Genomic DNA, 21,047 nt, shown 5'->3' on the forward strand with positions numbered 1-21,047 from the left:
CCTGCCCTTCGAGGAAGAACTCACGTCGCTCGGGGAAGAAGAGCGAGAACCGCGTCAGGTTCACCTGCGCTTCGTCGTCCTCCACCTGGGCAAAATCGGTGTTGTAGGTGAAGTCGGCGACCAGTTGCTGCGTGATCCCCCACTTGGCGTCGCCACCGAAGTTGGCATCCCCGCGATTGGAGAACGCCGGCGTGGCCACGCGATTGGTGAGGAGCGAGCCGAGGGTGTACGGCTTCACGTCGAGGTTGATCGAGCGGCTGGGTGTCTGCATGCCGCTCAGGGTCGCGGCATTCGACAACTTGTTGAGCCCGCGACGCCCCCAGGCGCGTGGGACCTGACTGAGGAACGACAACTCGTTCTTCCAGCGCACCATGCGCCGGATGTTCACCCCCCAGGTGTCGCTCCCGTCCTTGAACCGGATGGACCGGAAGGGGATGCGCACTTCGACGGTCCAGCCGCCGTCGAAGTCCTGCGCCTTCGACTGCCAGAGCCCATTCCAGTTGGAGCTGGGTTGTTCGTTCGTCGTCGCAAAGTCGAACATCCCGCCCAGGCGGTTGGTCGCAAAGCCGAACCCGTTGCGGCCATCATGGAACGTGTCGAAGACGACCGAGATGTGGTCGTTGTTGTACAGGTTGTTGGAGTCGCGACGCATGTCGCTGGCCACGCGGCGCGTCGGCTCGGTTTCCCACAGGCGCGCGGCGACGTAGAAGTACTCGTCGTCATAGACGATCCACGCCTCGGTCCGTTCGGTGGCCGGCTGCCCCTCATGGGGCTCCTGCTGTACAAAGTTGGTGTAGGCGGGGGTGGACGCGTATACGGCTTCGTTCAGGGCCCCGTCAAAGGTCAGCGCCACCGGCGCCCGGGTGGCCTTGACCGACACCTTGCCCGCGGCATCCCGCGTCATCGAGGGGTTCGAGACGATCGTGGTCCCGTCTGCCGCCGGCGGGACGTTGCGCTGGGCCGCCGCGGCCCCGGGGAGGGCCAGGACGCACGCCACCAGCGCGGCCAATCGGCCGGCGCGCAGGGCGGTGAGGCGTGCGGGTGGGGACATGGGAGCGAAACCGGGGAAACGGGGCGCAGCCTCAGACTACGCACGCCGTCCAAAGATCATTGGGCCGGTTGGCGCCGGACAGGGGGCAGGGGCGGCGGGTGGGGGCGACCGGGTTCACGATCGACCGGAAGCGCTTCATGTCCTCGGTCGCCGGAAAGGCCCGGAGCCGCCAGCGGGTCGCCCAGGAATTCCACGGTCCCCCGGCGTAGGCACGCCCGGCCCGGTAGCCGGCCGCCCGGACCGCGGAGTCCCCGGCCGGGGCGAGGATCCCGAAGGGGTACGCGAACAGCTCCCCCGCTGCCGGCCCCAGCCGTTCGATCAGGGTCCGGCGGCTCCCCTCGACCTCGGTCCGCATCTGGGCCGCGTCCTTCATGCGGTCCACCCGCACATGCAGCGAGGTGTGGGAGCCGATCGTCATCCCCGCCTGCTGCATCTCCTTGAGCTGCGCCCAGGTGAAGTACCGCTTGTTCCGGTCCATGGCGTGCACAAACGGGAAGAACGTCGCCGTGAAGCCGTGGGTCCGGAGGACCGGGAAGGCGTTGACGTACTGGTTCAGGCGTCCGTCATCGAAGGTCAGGACGACCGCTCGCGCCGGGAGGGTGCGCTTGCCCTCCAGGGCGTCGAGCAGGGCGCCCAGCGAGACCACCGGGATCTTCTCGTCCTTGAGGTACTGCATCTGCGCCGCAAAAACCTCCGGGCGCATGGTCAGGTCGGCCGCGCGGATGCCGCGTGCCTCGCTCGCCGGCTGGATGTTGTGATAGACGAGGATCGGGACGCGCAGGGAGTCCGGGGCGCGTTGCGGCGGGGCGACCACCGGTCGATCCGGGACGAGGGGGGCGTGCAACCACGCACCAAGCAGGAGAAGCCACATGGCCCAAGGATAATCACTCGGCGCCTAACGACGAAGTGGCGACGCGATGCCGGTCGCGGCTACTGGTGGTCCCGTGGGATGCTGGTGCTCCAACGCCTCTCGCGGACCAGGGTCGCGCCGTTCCACAACCGACGTCGGTGCACGTAGTGGAAGTGGGTCCGGTCCGAGCGCACCCGGACGTCCACCGCCCACCTCAGGGTGCGGTCGGGGAGGCGCACGATCGTTTCGTACTCCCCATGGACGCTCGTCCGAGACGGCGTCCGCGCCCAGGTCTCGTGCGTGATCCGCTCCGACGACTCCTCCTCACCCCACGGCAGGCGACGCGCCGAGCTGCTGCTAGCGATCACGCGACTGCGACCGGTGCGCGGGTCCCGCTCGACCCGGTCCACCTCGCCGAATCCCGACGTGGTCCCGCGATCGAGCCACTGGTAGCCGGGCCACGGGTCCGGGGTGGTGTCGATGGGGGCCCAGGCGGGGGTGGCGCGGGCGTAGCCGGCGGGCACCACCGGGAGGACCACGCGGGTGTCACCCCCCAGGAACAACGTGGTCGTCATCGGATCCGGCGTCGGCCAGATCATCGGCCACTGCGCGTTGGTCACGCTGAGCCGCAGACGATGCCCCGCAGGAAAGACCCACGAGGTCGCGTGCATCTCGATCTCCAGCGGAAACCGCACCCCCGGGACGATGGCCTCTGGTGAACGTGCCGACCGTCGATGGGCCCCGTTCTGTCCGGCACTGGCGACCAGAGTGACACGCCCATCCGGGGCGACGTCGCTCAGCCTCACGAGCCAGTGCGCCTGGCGCGCGGTTGCCGACACGGAGAGGACGGCGCGCGGAAGCCCGAGGATCTCCAATGGAGCGGCGAGAGGCTCGGTGTCGAAGTTGAGCGCCGACCGGTCACCGGGGGCGAGGTCCGGGGTGACATCGCCAAACCACATCACGGGCCCGCCGGCCTCGACGCCGGTGCCGGGGTCGTAGCGCAGGGTGGGACGGCCGGATCCCGGCCTGTCGCCAAGGGTGCCGGAGACTCCGGGGAAGAGCGCTGTATCGCGCAGTCCTGTGAGCGGCCAGGTGGGCTCGCTCCGCCAAAACCCCGGCGTGGTTGGCAGGTCGGGACCGGGAGGGTGGTACTCGCGCACGAAGACGCGCAGTGCGGGATCGTCGCGCACTCCCGTCGGCGCTTCCTTCAACCAATGATCGAACCATCGAACGGCCTCGTGCCGCCACTCCACTCCAGGGCCCGGGTTGGCACGATGCGGAAACACATGACTCCATGGGCCGATGATCGCCTTCACTGGTGCCCGCAGGTTGGTGAGGAGGCGCGGGACGGCGTCGCGGTAGCCGTCATACCATCCGCCGATCAGGAGCGTGGGGGTCGCCAGCGCGCCGTAGTCCGTCCGGAGGGAGGCGCGATCCCAGAATGGGCCATCGCGTTGCTGCCGCTTGTAGGTGAGGAACCAGGGCGGCTGGTCAAAGCGATCGGCGAAGTACTGCGCATCTATGCGATAGGCGGGGGCGCCCGGCATCAGGTTCGACAAGTCCTGGCTCATCTCCCAGGAATCCACGTGCATCATCCCGTCCATGAGGTGGACGTCTTCCTGGTAGAGCTCCTCGGTTGCGTGCAGCGCAATGATCGCCTTGAGCGCGGGCGGACGCCGCCGCGCCATCATCAGGGCGTTGAATCCGCTCCAGGAGATCCCGAACATCCCCACGGCCCCGGTGGAAAACGGCTGTTTCGCAAGCCAGGCGATGACGGCGTCACCGTCGGTGAGCTCGATATCGCTGTACTCGTGCGGGATGAGGCGGCCCGAGCTGTTCCCGGTCCCGCGAATGTCCACGCGCGCGACGACATACCCGCGCCTCACGAAATACGCGTACAGCGCGTATCGATCCGCCCGCGCCTCGTCCTTTCGATACGGGAGGTATTCCAGCAGGACGGGCAACGGTCCCGCCGCCGTCGGACGCCATAGGTCGACGGCGAGTCGTGCGCCATCCGGCATCGGGATCGATGCGGTATCGAGCACAACCTCGCCATCAGGCGAGCGACCCTGGGCCCACGCGCCGGTGCCCACGAGGAGCAACGGCAGCGCCAGCTGAAGAAGCCTCGTCCACATGCGCACCAAGGTACGCTGCCATCCAGCGCTGCGGGCGACGAGATTGTGGGGCGATGGCTTCTCCGTTGACGATCAAGGCCGGAACGGACGCACTGCGCGTACTGCGCTCGCGCGGGCTGCAGCTCGCCGACATCGACGTGGTTCCGGGCGCATCGGGCGGTGCCAAGTGGCTCGTCCTCGGCGGGATCGACCGATACCTCTTTGGGGAGTTCCTGCAAGGCCCGCGCGTGCGTCCGCTGCATCTGATCGGCTCGTCGATCGGCAGCTGGCGCATGGCCTGCCTGGCGCAGCGGGACCCGGTGGGCGCTCTCGCGCGCGGCCACCACGGCTACATTGCCGGACAAGGGTATTCGCCCAAACCATCGACAGCAGAGGTCTCGCGGATCCTCGGCGCGGTCCTCGACGACCTGCTCGGCCCCACCGGTGTGGACGAGGTCCTTGCGCACCCAACCTTTCGCGTGCATGTGATCACGGCCGAGGGACGTGGCCTCGCGGCGAGCGACCGGCGACTGGCCCTCGCGACCTCCCTGGGGGTGGCGGCGGCGGCCAACCTCGTGACCCGTCGCACGTTGGCCCTGCATTTCCGGCGTTGTGTCTTCCATTCGGCCGGCGATGTCACGCCGTTTGCGCACCTGGACGACCTCCCGACGCGCCACGAGCCGTTGACCCGCGAGAATGTCCGTGCCGCGCTGCTGGCGTCCGGGTCGATTCCCCTGTTGATGGACGGGGTGCGCATCCCCGGCGTGCCCGGGACCTACTGGGACGGCGGGGTGCTCGACTACCACCTGGACATGGACCTGGGGGACGGTCCCGGGTTGGTGCTCTACCCGCACTTCTATGACTTCATCGTCCCCGGCTGGTTCGACAAGGCGTTGCCGTGGCGGCGCGCGGGGGCGGGGAACTTCACCCACACGGTGCTCATCGCCCCGTCTCGGGAGTTCGTCCGCTCCCTCCCGGGCGGGAAGATTCCGGACCGTCGCGACTTCTACGACCTGTCCCATGAGGGGCGCATGGCCCGATGGCAGGGCGTCCTGGATGCGAGCGCCGCGTTAGGCGAGATGCTGCGCGACCTGGTGGCCAGCGGCCGCATTGCCGATGAGGCGCAACCCTTCTGAGATGTTTCCCGGGGCACGGCTCGGCCGTGGGGCGGGCTGTGCTCGCCCCCCGCATGAGCGGGCGGGTACTGGCCCCGATTTTCGCGGCGCGCCAGTTGTCCGGCGCGTTCTCCGCGCCGTAGCTTGGGCGTGACCAACCCGACTCCACCATGCGCCTTCGACTGAGCTGTGCGGCCCTGGCCGCAGTGTTCCCCGCCCTCCTGGCGGCACAGGAACGCGTCGACCTGCTCGTGCGAGGGGGGCGCGTGATCGATGGAACCGGCAGCCCGGCACGGGAGGCCGACGTGGGCATTCGGGGAGACCGCATCGTGTTCGTCGGTGATGCCTCCGCGCGCCAGGTAACCGCCGCGCGCGTGATCGAGGCGCGCGGGATGGTGGTGGCACCCGGATTCATCGACCCCCACACGCACACCTACGGCGACCTGCAAAGCGACCGCGCCGAGCGGCGCCGCAACGCAGCGTATCTAATGCAGGGGGTGACGACGGTGGTCACCGGCAACGACGGCGGGGGTCCAGCGGACGTAGCCGAGCATTTCGCGCGGTATGCGCGTGTGGGGATCGGGACCAATGCCGCGCTGTTTGTCGGATTCGGGACGGTGCGTGGCAAGGTGCTCGGGCCATCGAGCGCCCCGGCCGATGCGGCACAGCTCACCCGCATGCGCGAGCTGGTCGCACAGGGGATGCGCGGCGGCGCGCTCGGCCTCAGCACGGGGCTGTACTACGCCCCGCAGAGTTATGCGTCCACCGAGGAGGTCATTGAGCTCGCCAAAGTCGCGAGTGCTGGAGGCGGGGTCTACGACTCCCACCTGCGCGACGAGAGCTCCTATACGATTGGGGTGGTCGGCGCGGTGCAGGAGGCCATTCGCATCGGTCGCGAGGCGAAGCTCCCTGTGCACATCGCCCACCTCAAGGCACTCGGCGTGGACGTGTGGGGGCGGTCGGACTCGATCGTCGCGGTGATCACTGCCGCCCGCGCGGGTGGCCAGCGGGTCACGGCCGACCAGTATCCCTACACGGCGAGTGGATCCGGTGTGGGGGCGTCGTTACTTCCGCGATGGGCGGAGGCGGGCGGGCGGGATTCCCTCCGACGTCGCTCGCAGGATCCGGCCACGCGGGAGCGCCTGTTGGCCGACATGCGCGACAACCTGCGGCGTCGCAACGGGGCGAAGTCGCTCCTGATCACCGATGCGGGGCGCAAGGAACTGGTGGGGAAGACCCTCGAGGCGGTTGCTGCTGCCCGTGGCGTGGAACCGGTCATCGCCGCGCTGGACATCGTGCTGACGGGTGACGCGTCGGTCGCGTCGTTCAACATGAACGAAGCGGATATCGTGCGCCTCATGCAGCAGCCATTTGTCTTCACCGGTTCGGACGGGTCGGATGGGCACCCGCGCAAGTACGGCACCTACCCCAAGAAGCTGCGCGAGTATGTGCTGGAGAAGCGTGCCCTCACCCTCGAGGCGTTTGTCCAGCGATCGAGCCTGGAAGTCGCCAATGCGTTAGGCATCCCGGAGCGTGGGGCGGTGGCGGTGGGGCGATACGCCGACGTCGTCGTGTTCGACCCGGCGGCGGTGCGCGATCGCTCGACCTACGAGGCGCCGACCGAGCTGGCGACGGGGATGTCCTGGGTGCTCGTCAACGGGGTGGTGGCAGTGGAGAATGGGCGCGTGCTCGAGGTGTTGCCCGGTCGCGGGGTGACACGCGCCGGCGCGCCGCGCTGAGTGTGATGCGACGCTGGGCAGCGGTCGTGGTGGCGTGTTGCCTGGGCAGTCCTGCACCCGCCCAGGCGCCGATCACAGCCCGGTTGTCCACCCTGCAGAACCCGCGCGGGCTCGACTGGCAGGAGGTGCGCACGGCGCACTTCACGGTGATCTACCCCAGGGCGCTCGACGGCGAGGCGCGACGCGCGGCCCGCCTGCTCGAGGATCACTACCGACCCCTGGCGGCATCGTTAGGCGTGGCGCCCCGACGCATCCCGGTCGTGTTGACCAACCAGTCCCTCACCACCAACGCCTACGTGGGCTGGGCCCCGCGCCGCACGCAGTGGTACGCGATGCCGAGCCCCACGGTGGATGCCTTTGGTCCCATGGACTGGTACCGGTTGCTCGCTGTGCACGAAGGACGGCACATCGTGCAGGAGCAGGCGTTGCGCACCGGGTGGGTCGGGCTGCTGTCGCGGATCTTTGGGGACCAGACGATGGCCTTCCTCGGTGGCCAGCTCTACTTCCCCGCCTGGTTCTGGGAGGGAGACGCCGTGGGGATGGAGACGGCACTGTCGTCGTCGGGGCGCGGGCGGTTGCCGTCGTTCACCGGGCGGTTGCGCACGATGGTCGCGGGTGGCGAGACGCCAGCGTACTACCCCACCTGGCAGGGGAGCCTCCGCACCCTGTACCCGGACTGGTACGAGCAGGGGTTTCTCCTCACGTCGTACGTGCGTCGACACCACGGGGATAGCGCCTGGCGCCGCGTGTTGCGATCCGCTTCGTGGAACCCGCTCCCACCCTTCGCCCTCTCCTTGGCCCTCAAGCGGGAGACCGGCAAGGGGCTGGTCGACCTGCAAGCGGCCGCTCTGGCCGAGGCGGACAGCGCGTGGCGCGTGCAACGTGACGCCGTGCGTGAGACCCCGGGGACGCCGCGTTCGCCGACAAACGACGCATATCATGTGTGGTCGCTCCCGCAGGTGGCCGGCGATGGGAGCATCATCGCCACCTACTGGGACATGGACACCCCCACGCAGCTCGTGCGACTCGCGCGGGGTCGGCGCGAGGTGCTGGTGGATCGCGTCGGCCTGGTCGGGGACCTGCAGTTCCATGTGCGGGGCAACCAGGTCGTGTGGAGCGAGTATGAGGTGGACCCCCGGTACGGTGAGCGCAATTATCTCGTGGTAAAGCGGCTCGACCTGGACACGCGACAGGTCGTGCGCCTGTCCGATCGGTCGCGCTACTACGGTCCGTCGTTGTCCCCGGACGGCGCCCGGATTGTCGCCGTGGAGTTCGATTCCACGCGGCGCACGCGGCTGGCGTTCATGGATGCGGAAAGCGGCGTGGTGCGCCCCGCGCTGGACGTGAGTGGCGGCCACCTCGTGACGCCATCATGGACCCCGGATGGACGCGGGGTCTTTGTGGTCGCCGTGGATACCGCACGCGGGAACGCGCTCCTGCGCGTGGACGTGCTCTCCGGGCAGGTGCGCACCCTGGTGGATTTCACCCATGACGCGATCTCGCGTCCCGTGGCAAGCGGTGGCTACGTGCTCTTCGACTCACCCCGCGATGGGTTGGACAACGTGTGGGCCGTGGACACGAGCAGCGGGCGCGTGACGCGGGTGACCTCGCGCCGGTTTGGGGCGAAACACGCGTCGCCAGCGGCCGATGGGCGCACGATGGTCTACGCGGACTACGGGCCCAGCGGCTGGGACATTGTGGAAGCGCCGTTGGACCCGGGCTCCGGCGAGGAGGCGAGTGTGGTGCGCGCCGCGCCGGTACGGCTGGCCGATTCGACCGTCGCGCAGGAGGCTCGGCTCGGTGCCGCACTCGCCCCCGCAACCCACGACGCGTGGCGGCCGCGACCCTATGGCGGGCTGCGGACCCTGTTCGACTTTCACAGCCTCATGGTCGCCCCTGGAAGCGATGGCGTGAACCAGGGCCTCTCCCTGGAGAGCCGGAACCTGCTGAACACCTTTGGGCTCAACGCCGGCGTTCTCTGGAACACCAACGAGCAGAAGCTCTCGATGGATGTGGGGGCCAGCTATGCCGGGCTCCCGGTGATCGTCGATGCGGGGATGCGCTGGGGATCGCGTGGGTCGTCGTTCACCGATTCGCTGGGCGCCGTGGTGCCCTACAGCTGGAATGAGCAGTCGGTGCAACTCGTCGCGCGACTTCCCCTCACGCGCCTCATGGGCCAGCGTCGCCAGTCCCTCACGCTCGCGGCCGGTGTCGCCCGCACGCGCGTGACCGACCAGCCGGTGCGGTTCCGCTTTGACAACAACAACGGGCTGTTCACCCCCGTCGTGTACAGCGCCACCGCGAGCCATGTGCGCTCGGCGGCCTTTCGCGACCTGATGCAAACCGGGGCGTCGGCCTCCGTGGTGTACCGTCACACGCCACTGCAGGGTGACTACGACAGCCACCTGCTGGCCGCGCGTGGCACGGCGATCGCCCCGGGGCCGTTTCGCAACGACGCCCTGGTCCTGGATGCGGGGCACGAGGAACAGCGTCCCGACGAGTATCGCTTCTCCAGCGAGCTGGTCTTCCCCCGCGGCTTCAGCCGGCGGTACCACGACCGGCTCACGCGCGCGGGGGCATCGTATCACCTGCCGTTGCTGTACCCTGATCTCGCCCTCGGTCCGCTGGCCTTCGTGCGTCGCATCCAGGGGGCCGGCTTCGTCGATGTCGCCCGTGGCGCCGATCGTACTGGCGCGCGCGTCGTCGACTATCGTTCCGTCGGCGGGGAGCTTACCGCCGACATCGCCCCGCTCGGCATGAGATCCACCATGCGGTTAGGTGTGCGGCTCTCGCAGCAGCTCACGGGCGAGAAGCGGGCGCGCACCGAGTTCCTGGTGGTGCTGCCGCAGTAGCCCCCCTCCCCCCCCGCGTCGCGCGTCACCCTCCACCTTGCGTGCTCCCGTTGTCCATTCGCTCCGCAGCGCACTACGACCAAGCGTACTTCGACAAGTGGTATCGCCACCCGAAACATCGCGTGAAGTCGCCGCTCGACATTCGCCGCCAGCTGTCGTTTGTGGTCGCCGCCACCGAGTACATCCTCGAGCGGCCGGTGACCAAGGTGCTGGACGTCGGCGCCGGTGAGGGAAATTGGGGAGAGGCGCTCAAGACACTGCGCCCGCGCGCGAAGTACTACGGCGTCGATCCAAGCGAATATGCCGTCGAGCGGTTCGGCAAGGCGCGCAACATCCGGCGCGGCGGGTTTGGGGACCTCGGCGATCTTCGCCTCCCCGACGACTTCGACCTGGTGCTCTGCTGCGGCGTGATGAACTACGTCGCCCCAGCCGAGCTGGCGACCGGGCTGAGGTGGCTCACGACCGCGTGTCAGGGCGTGGCGTATTTCGAGATCTTCACCGCCGCCGATGACGCGGTCGGTGACTTCACCCGTTCCGCCGCACGCTCCCCTCGCTCGTGGCGCGCGCTGCTCAAGCGCACCGGCTGGACCCCCCTGGGGATGCACCTGTACCTCCGCTCCGACATGGCCGGGATCGCGTCGGCGCTCGAGCGCGCCGTGCCGTGACGATCGCGTCGCACCGTGACGCATGTTGCGTTTCCCTCTCCCTCGGTCACCCATGCGTGACGCCCGCACCATGACAAACTTGCCGATGCGTGTCTTGACCCTCGCGGTCCTCACTGCCACGACGGCGATGGCGCAGGGACGCCCCGCGCGCGCCGACCTGCCGTTGCAGCTCACCCGCGAGACCGCCACCTGGCTCGCCGCACTGCCTATCGGTTGCGTCGACAAGCCACATGAGCCGCCGCGGAGTCGCGGGTACCTCTACGAGTCCTCGATCCGGATCACGCCGGACTTCCAGAAGACGCGGGCCTTCTATGGCTGCTCCGACTGGCATTCCGCGGTGAACTCCACCTGGACCCTGGTGAAGATCCTGCGCGCGCACCCGGACCTCAGCGTGGCGCGGCTCATTCGCGAGAAGCTCAACGAGCACCTCGCCCCGGGCCCCATGACCGGCGAGGTCGAGTTCTTCAACGGGGAAGGAGATCGCACCTTCGAGCGCCCATATGGGTGGGTCTGGTTGCTGCGACTCTATGGGGAAGCGAAGGCATGGGACGATCCCGACGCGAAGAAGTGGGCCGCCGCGCTGGAGCCACTCGCGCGCCTCTTCCTCGAACGGTTCCCCGCGTACCTCAAGGGACTGGCCGCACCCATTCGCGTGGGGACGCACGCCAACACGGCGTATGCGCTCCTCCTGCTCCACGAATACGCGCGCACCACTGGTGAGTCCGCCGTGCAGCAACAGGTGGAGGAGCGTGCCCGCGCCTTCTTCCTGGCCGATGCGGGGTGCGCGCCTAACGTGGAGGTGTCCGGTTCGGACTTCTTTGCGCCCTGCCTGCTCGAAGCCTCGTTGATGGGCCACGTCCTCCCCCAGGCGGAGTTCGTCCGCTGGCTCGGCGCCTTTTTGCCGGAACCGGAGAGCCCCGCGTTCAAGGCGTACACCACGACGGTGGAGATGGCCGGTGCCAACGCCGACCTCGAGAAGGCGAACCTCATGGGGGCCAAGGCGCACCTGATCGGGCTCGCCGTCAGCCGCGCGAAGAATCTCGAGGACATCGCGAAGGCCCTCCCGCCGACCGACAAGCGGGTCGCCGCGTATCGCCGGCTCGCCGCCGTCCAGGCGAAGGCGGGGATCAATGGGATGTACGACGCCGACTACGTCGGGACCCACTGGCTCGGCACCTACATCGTCGACTACCTGGTCAGCGCCGGCCGGTAGCGGAACCTTGGCCGGGGACACCCCCGGCCGCAACGACCTGCGCCCCTCCTTCACGCCCCTGATGGGTCCTGCCATGCGGCCGGCTCGAAGGGGGTCGCCGGGAACTTCCCCTGGCGAGCGATATTGATATCTTGTTATCAGTAACGCGATGCCCATGGAACGAAACACTCGGCAGAAATCGGCGGTCAGGGAGGCCTTAGTTGTTGCAGGAAGGCCACTTACGCCGTTCGAGATACTGGAAGGCGCCCAGGCGCTGGTCCCTGGACTTGGGATCGCGACCGTCTATCGCGTCCTGAAATCCATGACGTCGGACGGGAGTGTGGTCCCCGTGGAGCTACCGGGGAGCGCGACTCGCTACGAAACGGCGCACCGCGGGCATCACCACCACTTCCACTGCCGCGGCTGCGAACGCGTCTATGAGGTGGCGGGGTGTCCGCCGGATCTGGCCCGTTTTGCCCCGCCGGGATTTGTCCTCGACGGCCACGAGGTGGTGTTGTACGGGCGCTGCTCGACCTGCGCGGTCGTCGCGGAGGGCTGAGCATGTCGCCCTGGGTGAGCAGCCTGGCCGTCGTGGCCCTTGTGTCGGCCCTTCCGTTGATCGGGATCACGTTCGTCGCGCAGCGACAGGCCGTATTGGGGATGTACCTGGGTCGGCTGGTGCCGCTCGCGGCGGGGGCGCTCGTTGGCGCGCCCCTCTTTCACCTCATCCCCGAGTCTCTGGCGAAGGGTGGGAGTGCAGTTGGCCTGTTGGGGTGGATGGCGGTGGGTGGCACCGCGTTCTTCATGATGGATCGCGTGCTCCACACGCGGGTGGCGCCGGTCGCCATCGGTGGTGCGGTGGCGGGTGGTCCCCTGGATGTTGGAGGGAGGGCACGACTGCGGGAGCTGGTGCCGTTGCTCGTGATCGGTGACGCCCTGCACAATGCGGTGGACGGCGTCCTGATCGCCGGCGCCTACCTGGACGAACCCACGTTAGGCATCGTGACCGGGGTCGCGATCGCGCTGCACGAGCTGCCGCGTGAGCTGGGCACGGTTGCCCTGTTGCTCGCTGCTGGCATCAGCATGCGCCAGGCGGTGGGGCTGAACGTGTTGACCGCATTGCTGGCTGCCGCGAGCGCGGTGGCGACTCTGGTGGCCGGGGTCGGGGTGGTGGGATCGAGCGGGGTCATCCTTGCCCTGGGGGCGGGCACTTTCCTCTACCTCGCGGGTGCGCTGCTCCTCACGGAGTGGCGCGGGGTGACGTCGCGTAGCGACCTCGCGGTGCGGGGGCTGCTCTTTGCGCTCGGCTTGTTGCTCACGACCTTCGGGCGCCACACGCACTGACCGTTCGCGGGACGGTGGCATACCTTTGCCGTCGTCCCTTGCCTCCGGTGTGAATGGTGGAACGCGTCAACCTTGCCGAAAAACTCGCTGCCGTCCAGCACCCCTGGCAGCCACACACCGTGGCCGAGTTCAACGGGCACGACCTGATGGTCGCGAAGTTCCAGGGAGAATTCCGGTGGCATTCCCATGACGACACCGACGACCTCTTCCTGGTGTTGCGCGGGCATGTGACCCTGCAGCTGCGAACCGGCAATGTTGAGTTGGGGCCTGGCGAGCTGTTCGTCGTGCCCCAAGGGGTCGAACACAGCCCTCGCTCGGACGAGGGCGCCGAGGTACTGCTGATCGAGCGCACGGGAACGCCGAACACCGGCGACGTCGCGACCGCGGAGCCTCGTCGGGTCCTGTAAATGGTCGAGACGTTGCTCTCCGAGGGCGGAGTCGCCCTGGCACGCTGGGTGTCGTTCGCGGGCACCCTGCTTGCCATCGGCGTGGTGATGCTGCGGCGCGTCTCGCCCGAGGATTGCGCGACAACACCCGTGCACCGCATCGCGCGCCTGGCCGGGTGGTGCCTTCTCGCCGGTGCGGTGTTGCGCATGGCGCAGCAGGCGCTGTTGTTCGCGCCGGCGCCGGAGGAAGCCCTCGGGATGGTGGGCACCCTGGTCGCGATGCCGTGGGGCTACGCCTGGATGGTGCAGGTGGCGGCGTCCCTCGTGCTCGTCTTCGCGCCTCGCCGCGTTGCCGTCCCGGAGCCGCCAGTCACTGGGACACTCGTGGCACTGGCCGTTGCGTTCGTACCCGCGCTCCAGGGACACGCCCTAGGCTCGGAGCGACTGACGACACTCGCCATGCTCGCCGACGGCCTGCACGTGCTGGCCGGTGGGCTCTGGCTCGGGACGTTGGGAGTGTTGCTGCTGGTGACCTTTCGACGGCGCGATGTGGCCCTCGCAGATGTCGTTGCCCGGTTTTCGCCGATCGCCCTTGTCGGAGTGGGGATGATTGTCGTCTCGGGCGTCTTCGGCAGCTGGTTGCACGTGACGCCGCTCTCCGCGCTCTGGCAATCGCCCTACGGGCTGATGCTCGTGCGCAAGCTCGTGGTGTTTGGTGTCATCGGCGCGCTCGGGGCGCTCAACTGGAAGCGCCTCACCCCGCGGCTGCGCGATGCGGGGGCGGCAACGCAACTCCGCCGTGCCGCCGCGTTCGAGGTGCTGGCCGGGATCCTCCTGCTCCTGCTGACGTCGTACCTCGTCGCCACGCCGCTTCCCGGCGAGTAGTCGGCCGCGCAGGCCGGTCCCCGGGTCGCGCTTCCACTTGACAAACTAGTGGTCGAGGCCGATCGTGTCCTCACCACTAGATAAACGAGTGAAGAGCACCGATGAGCGGCTCGAACTTCCTCCCTGGCACCCTCGAACTGATCGTGCTGCAGCTGCTGCGGGCCGAGCCGACCAATGGCTACGACCTCACGCTCCGCATCCAGGCGATCAGCGGGGATGTCCTGAATGTGAACGCGGGCTCGCTGTATCCGGCGCTCTACCGGCTCGAGGAACGTGGACTGCTGAAGTCCGAGTGGGCGCCGTCCGAGAGCGGGCGTCGCACGAAGGTGTACGCGGTGACGGCGGCCGGGCGTAAGCAGCTCGCCCAGCAGCGGGCGAGCTACGAGCGATTCTCGCGCGCCCTGGCGGCGATCCTCAAGGTGCAACACACGGCTGGCGACGCAGCATGATTGCACGCGCGATGCGTTGGATGCGAGCGGTGTTGCTGCGCCGTCGCCTGGACCGCGAGATGCAGGCGGAAATGGCGGATCACCTCCGACGTTCGACCGAGCGACTGATCGCGCGCGGGCTTTCCCCGGACGACGCGCGTCGTGAGGCGAGGCGCGAGTTCGGCAACGTGCTCTTCCTCGAGGAAGAAGGACGCATCGCGCGCGGCACCTCCGGGTTCGACGCCCTCGTGGCGGACCTGCGCTTCGCTACCCGGCATTTCGCCCGGCACCCGCTGTCGACCCTGACGATGATCACGGTCCTCTCCGTCGGGATCGCGATCAACGTCGTGCTGTACACCCTACTGCACTCCGTCACGGATCGACCGCCGAGTGCGGTACCAGCGTCGGCCGACATGGTGCGCATCCGCGGGAGCCAGCTGAAGGACGGCTCGCGCATTGAGCGCGCTGTCACCCGGGACGAGGTCGAGGGGTACGCGAATCTCACGAGTCACTTCTCGTCGGTGGCCGCATGGACCTCGCAACCGGTCACTGCCACGGCCCCGGGGGTGGACGACGCGACGGTCACGGCGACCTTCGTCACCGAGACATACTTCGATGTGTTAGGGGTATCGGCCCTGCGTGGTCGCGCCATCGCCGAGGGAGATGCCGCCCAGATGGCCGTGATTTCCCATGCCCTCTGGACGCGTACCTTTGCCCAGGATCCGGCCATCCTTGGCCGCACGATCACCCTGGCCGACGTGGCGTTCACCGTCATTGGGGTGGCCGCCCCGAAGTTCCGCGGCGCGGCGTGGGAAGCGCGCGACGACATGCAGGTGTGGGTTCCCGTCGCCAGCCAGCGCCGGGTGTTTCCGGGCGTGTCGACGGAGGTGGCCCAATTCTCTGCGATCGGCCGTCTGCAGCCCGGTGCCACCCACGATGCCGCCACTGCGGCCGCGAAGGTCGTCGCGGCTCGGCGTCCGTCACCCGGTGTCGCGGTCACCGACACTGCGCTCTCGCAGCGCGATCCGTCGGTGGAGGTCGTTCCGCTCCTCGCCGACAACCTGGAGCCCGGCGCAGAAGCCAATGTCCGGCTCGTCGCCGTCGCCTTTGCGGCACTCGGCCTGCTCACCTTGCTCGTGACATGCGCAAATGTCGGCGCGCTCCAGACCGGGCTCGCGCTCGCACGGCGTCGCGAGATCGCCATTCGCCTGTCGCTCGGCGCAGATCGCGCGCGTGTGATCCGGCAACTGGTCACCGAGAGCCTCCTGCTCGCGCTGGTCGCGGGGGCGGGCGCGGTCGCCGTGACGAGCGGGATCATTCGCTTCATCCTGCGCATCGTTGGGTCCTTCTCGTTCGAGCTGGCGTTTGATGCCACCGCAATTGCCGTCGCGTTCGGGACGGCGTTGCTTGCCGGCCTGCTGTTCGGCCTGTCGCCGGCGCTCCATGCCACCCGGCTGGCCGTCGCGGGCGCCCTCCGGGATTCCACGCGCACGACCACCGGCGGCCGGGGGCGGCTCCAACGCGGCTTGGTTGTCGCGCAGATCGCCCTCACACAACCGCTGGCCGTCTGTGTCGCCGCGATGGTCTACATCGGGATTGACGAATATCGCCGGAATCCGGCCAACCCGAACGGGGAGCAGATCATTCAATTGCGCCTCACGTCAACGGGGGCGCGCGGCATGACCGGTGATGCCGCGCCGGACGATACGCTCGCGACGGCGCGCGATCGCGCGCAGACGGATCAGCTCGTCGACGCCCTTCGCAGCATTCCTGGCGTCACACACGCGGCCTTTGTTCCGTCGCGAACGCCCATCAACCTCTCAGCCTTCGCGTTGCCTGGCGGATCGCGTACGTCGGCGCCGGGCGGCGGCGAGAGGATCTACCTCACGGGTCGGTCGGCGATGCCCGGCTACCTCGACCTCGTCGGCACACCCGTGGTTCTCGGCCGCGACCTCCAGGCGATCGATTCGGCGGGAATGCGATCGCGCGTGATCCCGGTGGTCATTGGCGACGACATGGCGCGGCATGTGTGGGGTGCGGCCAGCCCGATCGGCGCGCGGATCGAGCGGGCGGGCAGTGGAGCGCCGCTGAGTCTCGAGGTCGTCGGGGTGTTCCGGGAAGAAGTGGCGGCGCACGGGCACGCGCGCAATCCGTTCACGGTGATCGTGCCGCCCGATCCGCAACTTGCCGCTGCGGCGTCGAGCCGGCAGCTGATGATCCGCCTGTCGTCGCCCCTCGCGACGATGGCGCCGCTGATCCGCGCGACCGTCCGTGACAAGGCGCCCAACGCCGCGATCATGGAATTGCGCACCCTGGCGGCGCAGCAGGCGCAGGAGCGGCTCATCCTGTGGGGTGCCATCGGCCTCTTCTCTGCGGCGGGCTTCGCTGTCCTGCTGTTGTGTGCCCTCGGGCTCTACGCCGTTGTGGCGTTTTCGGTGGGGCAACGGACCGGCGAGATCGCGGTCCGCATGGCCGTGGGCGCCCGCGCCCGGCAGATCGTGGCGCACTTCGCCGCTGACGGACTTCGCCTGACGACGATCGGCGTGCTGGTGGGACTGCCGATCAGCCTCGTGGGACTGCGTCAGGTCGTGGCGCTCTCACCCGACCTGCCGGACGTGAGCGTTGCGCTCATGACGGTCGTGATCGCGATCGGGGTGATGACCGTGGCCGGACTCGCGAGCTGGCTCCCGGCCAATCGCGCCGCCGACGTCGACCCGGCGGTGATCCTGCGAAAGGAGTAGGACCGCCGGGTGGAGTGCTGAAGCTCAGGGGCGCGGGCCGCTCCCGAGGTATCGATCGAAGTGGTCGACCATCTTCTGCAGCAGGTACCGCGCGTAGTATGGTCGCTGCGTCCAACCATGTGTTGCTGCCGGCGCGAAGGCGACGTCGAAGTTCTTGCCGGCGCGCATCAGCGCCTCGGCGAGGTCCACCGTCGTCTTGAACGGGACCACATCGTCCTCCATCCCGTGGATGATGAGCAGGTGATCGCGCAGGTTCGCCGCGTATTGCGCCGCGCCGCGCTGGAAGGTCGCGGGATGTGATTGCGGCCGACGCGCGATCGCGACGTCATCACTCCCGAAGAAGGCCGGGTCGGTGGCGGGCGCGCCGGCCGCCCCCGCCTGGAAGAGTCCGGGCTTCTTCAGCAGCGAGTACACGGTCAACGTGCCGCCGTAGCTGCTCCCCCAGATCCCGAAGCGGTTGGCGTCGACGTACGGCAGTGTCTTCAGGTATGCCACGGTGCTCTCGAGGTCGTCGAGGTCCTTCCCGCCCCAGTCCATGAGGAACGCCTCGCGAAAGTCGCGGCCGTAGCCGGTGCTCCCTCGCACGTCGACCTGCACGATGATGTACCCCTTCTCGATCGCCATCATCTGCTGCACCATCCCGTTGAGCCCGCCCCACCGGTTGCGCACGGTGTTGGAGTACGCCGGGCCAACCAGGACCGGGTACTTCTTCGTCCGGTCCATGTTGGGCGGCTCGATGATGCGGGCGTGCAGCGTGTACTGCGGCTCGGTGCGATGCGGAAAGCTCACGTACCGCGCCCGTTGCCACGGCACCTCGCGGAATGCCGCTGGTTGCGACTCCGTCACCCGCACCAGCGAGCCCGCGCGCGTGGCATCGCCGATGTACAACTCGCTTGGGGTGACGTCGTCCGTTGAGAGCACTGCGAGTCGCTGCCCATCGGGGGACACGATGGGCGTGTGGTGCCCCGGCGTTGTCGTAAGCTGTACGGGGGTGCCTCCATCGCCAGGGATGCGCCAGACATGGCGCTCGTACGGCGACCGCGCGTTGGAGACATAAACGATGTCGCGCGTTCCCGCAGCCATCCCATGCCCGGTGACGTCCGAGGTCGCCGGGGTGAGGGGACGTGGGGACCGCTCCCCCGGGGTCACCGCGTACAGGCGATAGCGATCCTCGAGGTCACCCGTCATCAGGATGCGCCGGCCGTCCGGGTGCCAGGTGGACGCAATGTCGTTGTAGATGCGCGTGGCACGATGATCGTCCCACACGAGTCGCGGCACCGTGTCGCCCGCTGCGACCAGATGAATCCAGCGATCGATCGCGTCGTCGCTTTCCCGGTCGACCATCAGCGCCCCACTCGGCGACCATCCGAAATCGACCACGCGAACGTCGCTCTCCTGGGACAGCGGCAACCACCGTACGCGGCGTGCCGCGACATCGAGCAGCCCGATGCGACGCACCTCGTTCGTGTCGCCGGGATAGCTGCGCCGCAGCCGGTTCATCGTGGCGGAATCGCCGAGGTAATACGGAAAGCCCACGGCCCGCACGCGCCGTCGGTCCACGAAATGGATGGCGACCTGGCGCGAGTCCGGCGACCACGCGTAGGCCGGGGCGCTCCCACCCCAGGTGGCCGTCCCTACCTCGGCGTCGCGGCGAAAGTAGGTGCCTAACGGGACATGGCCGATGGGCGCGACCGCGAGGGAGGTGAGCCGCTGGGGGGGGCCCCCGCCGGCTTCCACGAACCAGAGGTCGCCGTCGCGCAGGAACGAGAGGGACCGGCCATCGGGCGAAAGCGCCAGCTCCGACTTGCCGCCCCCGTCTGTCGTGAGCCGCTGCGGAACCGTGGGACTGTCTGGGAGGGCCGTGCGTTCGTTGGCGGGGGTCGGGGTGGTGGACATCCGGTAGGCGTCCCCCCCGCGAAGGAAGTACACCGTACGCGAGTCACGGGACCAGATGACGTCGCTGACGCCCTCGGCACCTCCAGCGAGCCGTCGTCGTCCGGATCCGTCCGCGTTGACCAGCCAGAGTTCGCGCGCGGGTGCGCCGCGGTCATTCCAGAGAAAGGCCAGGGTGCGGCTGTCCGGCGACCAGGATGGCGCGGCGGGTGAAACGCCAGCGAACGCCGGGGTCGCGACCAGCCGGTCGATGGTGAGCGGAGGGCGTTGTGCGCCGACGGCGATGGGAAGCGCGAGCGCGAGGAAGATCAGGCGAGGACTCATGCCCTGAAGATTGCCCTCTTCCCGCGTTGGCGGCGAGGTATGCCGCGCATGGCGGCTCCGGGTGCCATGGCGACCAGGACGACGTCGCCCACCCCCTCGCCGACGGTCCGGGGGCCGGCGGATCGGTCGCGATCCCGGGGGATGGCCGCATTTCCCGGCCCGTTACGCCTCTTGGGTACACCTCAGAGAGAGAACTTCCATGCGCGCCATCCCATCCCTGCTCGTCGCCGCGTTCGGCCTCGTCGCATGCAGCGACTCCGCCGTCGGTCCGCGGCCCCTGATTGACCGGCCTCTGGACGCGCACGCCGCCAACCTCACCCTGTGGGTTCCTGAGATCCTGTCCCTTCCGTCGGGGCATGACATCGGCGAAGTCCATGACATCAATGACAGCCGACTCTCCGTGGGTTGGACAGAGGACTACAGCGCCAACAGTCCGATGCCGGTGCGCTGGTCAGCAGGCGGCACGCCCTCCATCCTCACCATGCCCGGTACCGCAGATGGAGGACGGGCCCACGGGATCAACAACGCGGGACAAATCGTCGGATGGGTGAAGAGCAGTGGGGTGAACCAGCCGGCGCGCCTGGGCGCGAGTCCCGCGTTGCTGATGCCCGGCTTCCGTGGCAGCGCGATGGACAACAACAGTGCGGGCGCGGCTGTTGGCTACGTCCACCTCTCGCCGTCCTCGAACACCACCTTGCCCATCCACTGGTCTGCCTCTGGCGCACCCACCTTCCTCAAGGTCCCGACCGGCTACTTCGAGGCGGAGGCGACCGGGATCAGCGACAACGGGACTATCACGGGATGGGCCCACTCCTGGTACGACAGCGGGGACATCATCTTCGAGGGACACCGAGCCGTGATGTGGAGCTCGCCGAGTGCCACCCCGGTGATCCTCGGCCAGTCGTTCGGCCTCTCTGCGCCGACGGTGTCCATGTCGCCCGACGGGATCATCATGCTTTCGAAGGACAATGGGACGTCTGGCTTCTCGCAGTCGTTCGCCCCGCCGTACGATGTGATGCTGGGAAGCACCACGAGCATCGCGACCCGCGCCCGCAACGACCGCAACCGCATGGTCGGCCATGACCCGGTCACCAACCTCGCCCGAACCCGTCGTGATGGCGTCTCGACCAACATGGCGCAGCCGGCCGGTGCGGTGGCCTCGACCGCCAATGGCGTCAATGCATGCGGGTCAGCCGTTGGGTACTTCCGCCTCACGACCGCGATCAACGCCCCGCTGCCCGTTCGCTGGGAGCGCAGCGGCGTGTGCGATGCGCCGTTCTGATGTCAGGGGGACGAGGCCGCGTGCACCCTGACCGGTGAGTCAACCACCGTTCGTCCTCACTTGCGCTTCGTCTCGTGACGCTGTCCCATTCCCGCCATGCGCAGCCCAACGCCCACGCAGTGGGCACAGCTCGAGCCGATCCTCGACGAGGCGGTCTTCCTCTCCTCCGCGGAAGCGGCCGAGCGT

15 protein-coding genes and 1 pseudogene are annotated in these 21,047 nt (G+C 68.5%); 12 read left to right on the forward strand and 4 right to left on the reverse strand.

The window, feature by feature from the left end; all coding sequences use genetic code 11:
* Nucleotides 1-397 precede the first annotated feature (397 nt).
* The 3 genes and pseudogenes from IPK85_21750 to IPK85_21760 all read right to left on the reverse strand — a co-directional run bounded on the left by IPK85_21750 (nt 398) and on the right by IPK85_21760 (nt 4,036).
* Nucleotides 398-1,051, reverse strand: a pseudogene (locus IPK85_21750) (carbohydrate binding family 9 domain-containing protein).
* A 31-nt stretch (nt 1,052-1,082) separates the two neighbouring features.
* Nucleotides 1,083-1,922: a polysaccharide deacetylase family protein gene (locus IPK85_21755; GenBank protein ID MBK8249990.1), complete on the reverse strand. Its 840-nt coding sequence runs from the start codon at nt 1,920-1,922 to the stop codon at nt 1,083-1,085.
* Nucleotides 1,923-1,981: 59 nt separating this feature from the next.
* Nucleotides 1,982-4,036, reverse strand: coding sequence for a CocE/NonD family hydrolase (locus tag IPK85_21760; protein MBK8249991.1), 2,055 nt, complete (start codon nt 4,034-4,036; stop codon nt 1,982-1,984).
* 53 nt (nt 4,037-4,089) lie between these two features.
* Here IPK85_21760 and IPK85_21765 point away from each other — a divergent pair, with 53 nt between their 5' ends.
* The 11 genes from IPK85_21765 to IPK85_21815 all read left to right on the forward strand — a co-directional run bounded on the left by IPK85_21765 (nt 4,090) and on the right by IPK85_21815 (nt 17,362).
* Nucleotides 4,090-5,151, forward strand: a complete 1,062-nt coding sequence (locus tag IPK85_21765) for a patatin-like phospholipase family protein (protein ID MBK8249992.1) — start codon at nt 4,090-4,092, stop codon at nt 5,149-5,151.
* Nucleotides 5,152-5,300: 149 nt separating this feature from the next.
* The gene (locus tag IPK85_21770) at nt 5,301-6,869 is read left to right on the forward strand and encodes an amidohydrolase family protein (protein MBK8249993.1); all 1,569 of its coding nucleotides are present in this window, start codon (nt 5,301-5,303) and stop codon (nt 6,867-6,869) included.
* Between the two features lie 5 nt (nt 6,870-6,874).
* The gene (locus tag IPK85_21775) at nt 6,875-9,721 is read left to right on the forward strand and encodes a hypothetical protein (protein ID MBK8249994.1); all 2,847 of its coding nucleotides are present in this window, start codon (nt 6,875-6,877) and stop codon (nt 9,719-9,721) included.
* Between the two features lie 41 nt (nt 9,722-9,762).
* Nucleotides 9,763-10,386, forward strand: a complete 624-nt coding sequence (locus IPK85_21780) for a class I SAM-dependent methyltransferase (GenBank protein MBK8249995.1) — start codon at nt 9,763-9,765, stop codon at nt 10,384-10,386.
* A gap of 52 nt (nt 10,387-10,438) precedes the next feature.
* The gene (locus IPK85_21785) at nt 10,439-11,599 is read left to right on the forward strand and encodes a DUF2891 family protein (GenBank protein ID MBK8249996.1); all 1,161 of its coding nucleotides are present in this window, start codon (nt 10,439-10,441) and stop codon (nt 11,597-11,599) included.
* 154 nt (nt 11,600-11,753) lie between these two features.
* Entirely contained in the window at nt 11,754-12,137 is a 384-nt protein-coding gene (locus tag IPK85_21790; protein ID MBK8249997.1) for a transcriptional repressor, read from the forward strand.
* Between the two features lie 2 nt (nt 12,138-12,139).
* Nucleotides 12,140-12,922, forward strand: a complete 783-nt coding sequence (locus IPK85_21795; GenBank protein ID MBK8249998.1) for a ZIP family metal transporter — start codon at nt 12,140-12,142, stop codon at nt 12,920-12,922.
* Between the two features lie 53 nt (nt 12,923-12,975).
* Nucleotides 12,976-13,329 carry a cupin domain-containing protein gene (locus IPK85_21800; protein MBK8249999.1) on the forward strand — a complete coding sequence of 118 codons (354 nt, stop codon included), beginning with the start codon at nt 12,976-12,978 and terminating at the stop codon, nt 13,327-13,329.
* Nucleotides 13,330-14,193: a CopD family protein gene (locus IPK85_21805; protein ID MBK8250000.1), complete on the forward strand. Its 864-nt coding sequence runs from the start codon at nt 13,330-13,332 to the stop codon at nt 14,191-14,193.
* A 101-nt stretch (nt 14,194-14,294) separates the two neighbouring features.
* Nucleotides 14,295-14,642, forward strand: a complete 348-nt coding sequence (locus IPK85_21810) for a PadR family transcriptional regulator (GenBank protein ID MBK8250001.1) — start codon at nt 14,295-14,297, stop codon at nt 14,640-14,642.
* Nucleotides 14,639-17,362 carry an ABC transporter permease gene (locus tag IPK85_21815; protein ID MBK8250002.1) on the forward strand — a complete coding sequence of 908 codons (2,724 nt, stop codon included), beginning with the start codon at nt 14,639-14,641 and terminating at the stop codon, nt 17,360-17,362. The genes IPK85_21810 and IPK85_21815 overlap by 4 nt, the downstream gene beginning before the upstream one ends.
* Nucleotides 17,363-17,386: 24 nt before the next feature.
* On the opposite strand, the gene IPK85_21820 is transcribed toward IPK85_21815, so the two are convergent.
* Nucleotides 17,387-19,579 carry a S9 family peptidase gene (locus IPK85_21820; protein ID MBK8250003.1) on the reverse strand — a complete coding sequence of 731 codons (2,193 nt, stop codon included), beginning with the start codon at nt 19,577-19,579 and terminating at the stop codon, nt 17,387-17,389.
* A 199-nt stretch (nt 19,580-19,778) separates the two neighbouring features.
* Here IPK85_21820 and IPK85_21825 point away from each other — a divergent pair, with 199 nt between their 5' ends.
* Complete coding sequence (locus IPK85_21825; protein ID MBK8250004.1) at nt 19,779-20,861, forward strand: hypothetical protein; 1,083 nt, start codon at nt 19,779-19,781, stop codon at nt 20,859-20,861.
* Nucleotides 20,862-21,047 lie beyond the last annotated feature (186 nt).

It is taken from the genome of Gemmatimonadota bacterium (genome assembly GCA_016712265.1).
Classification (GTDB): Bacteria; Gemmatimonadota; Gemmatimonadetes; order Gemmatimonadales; family Gemmatimonadaceae; genus RBC101.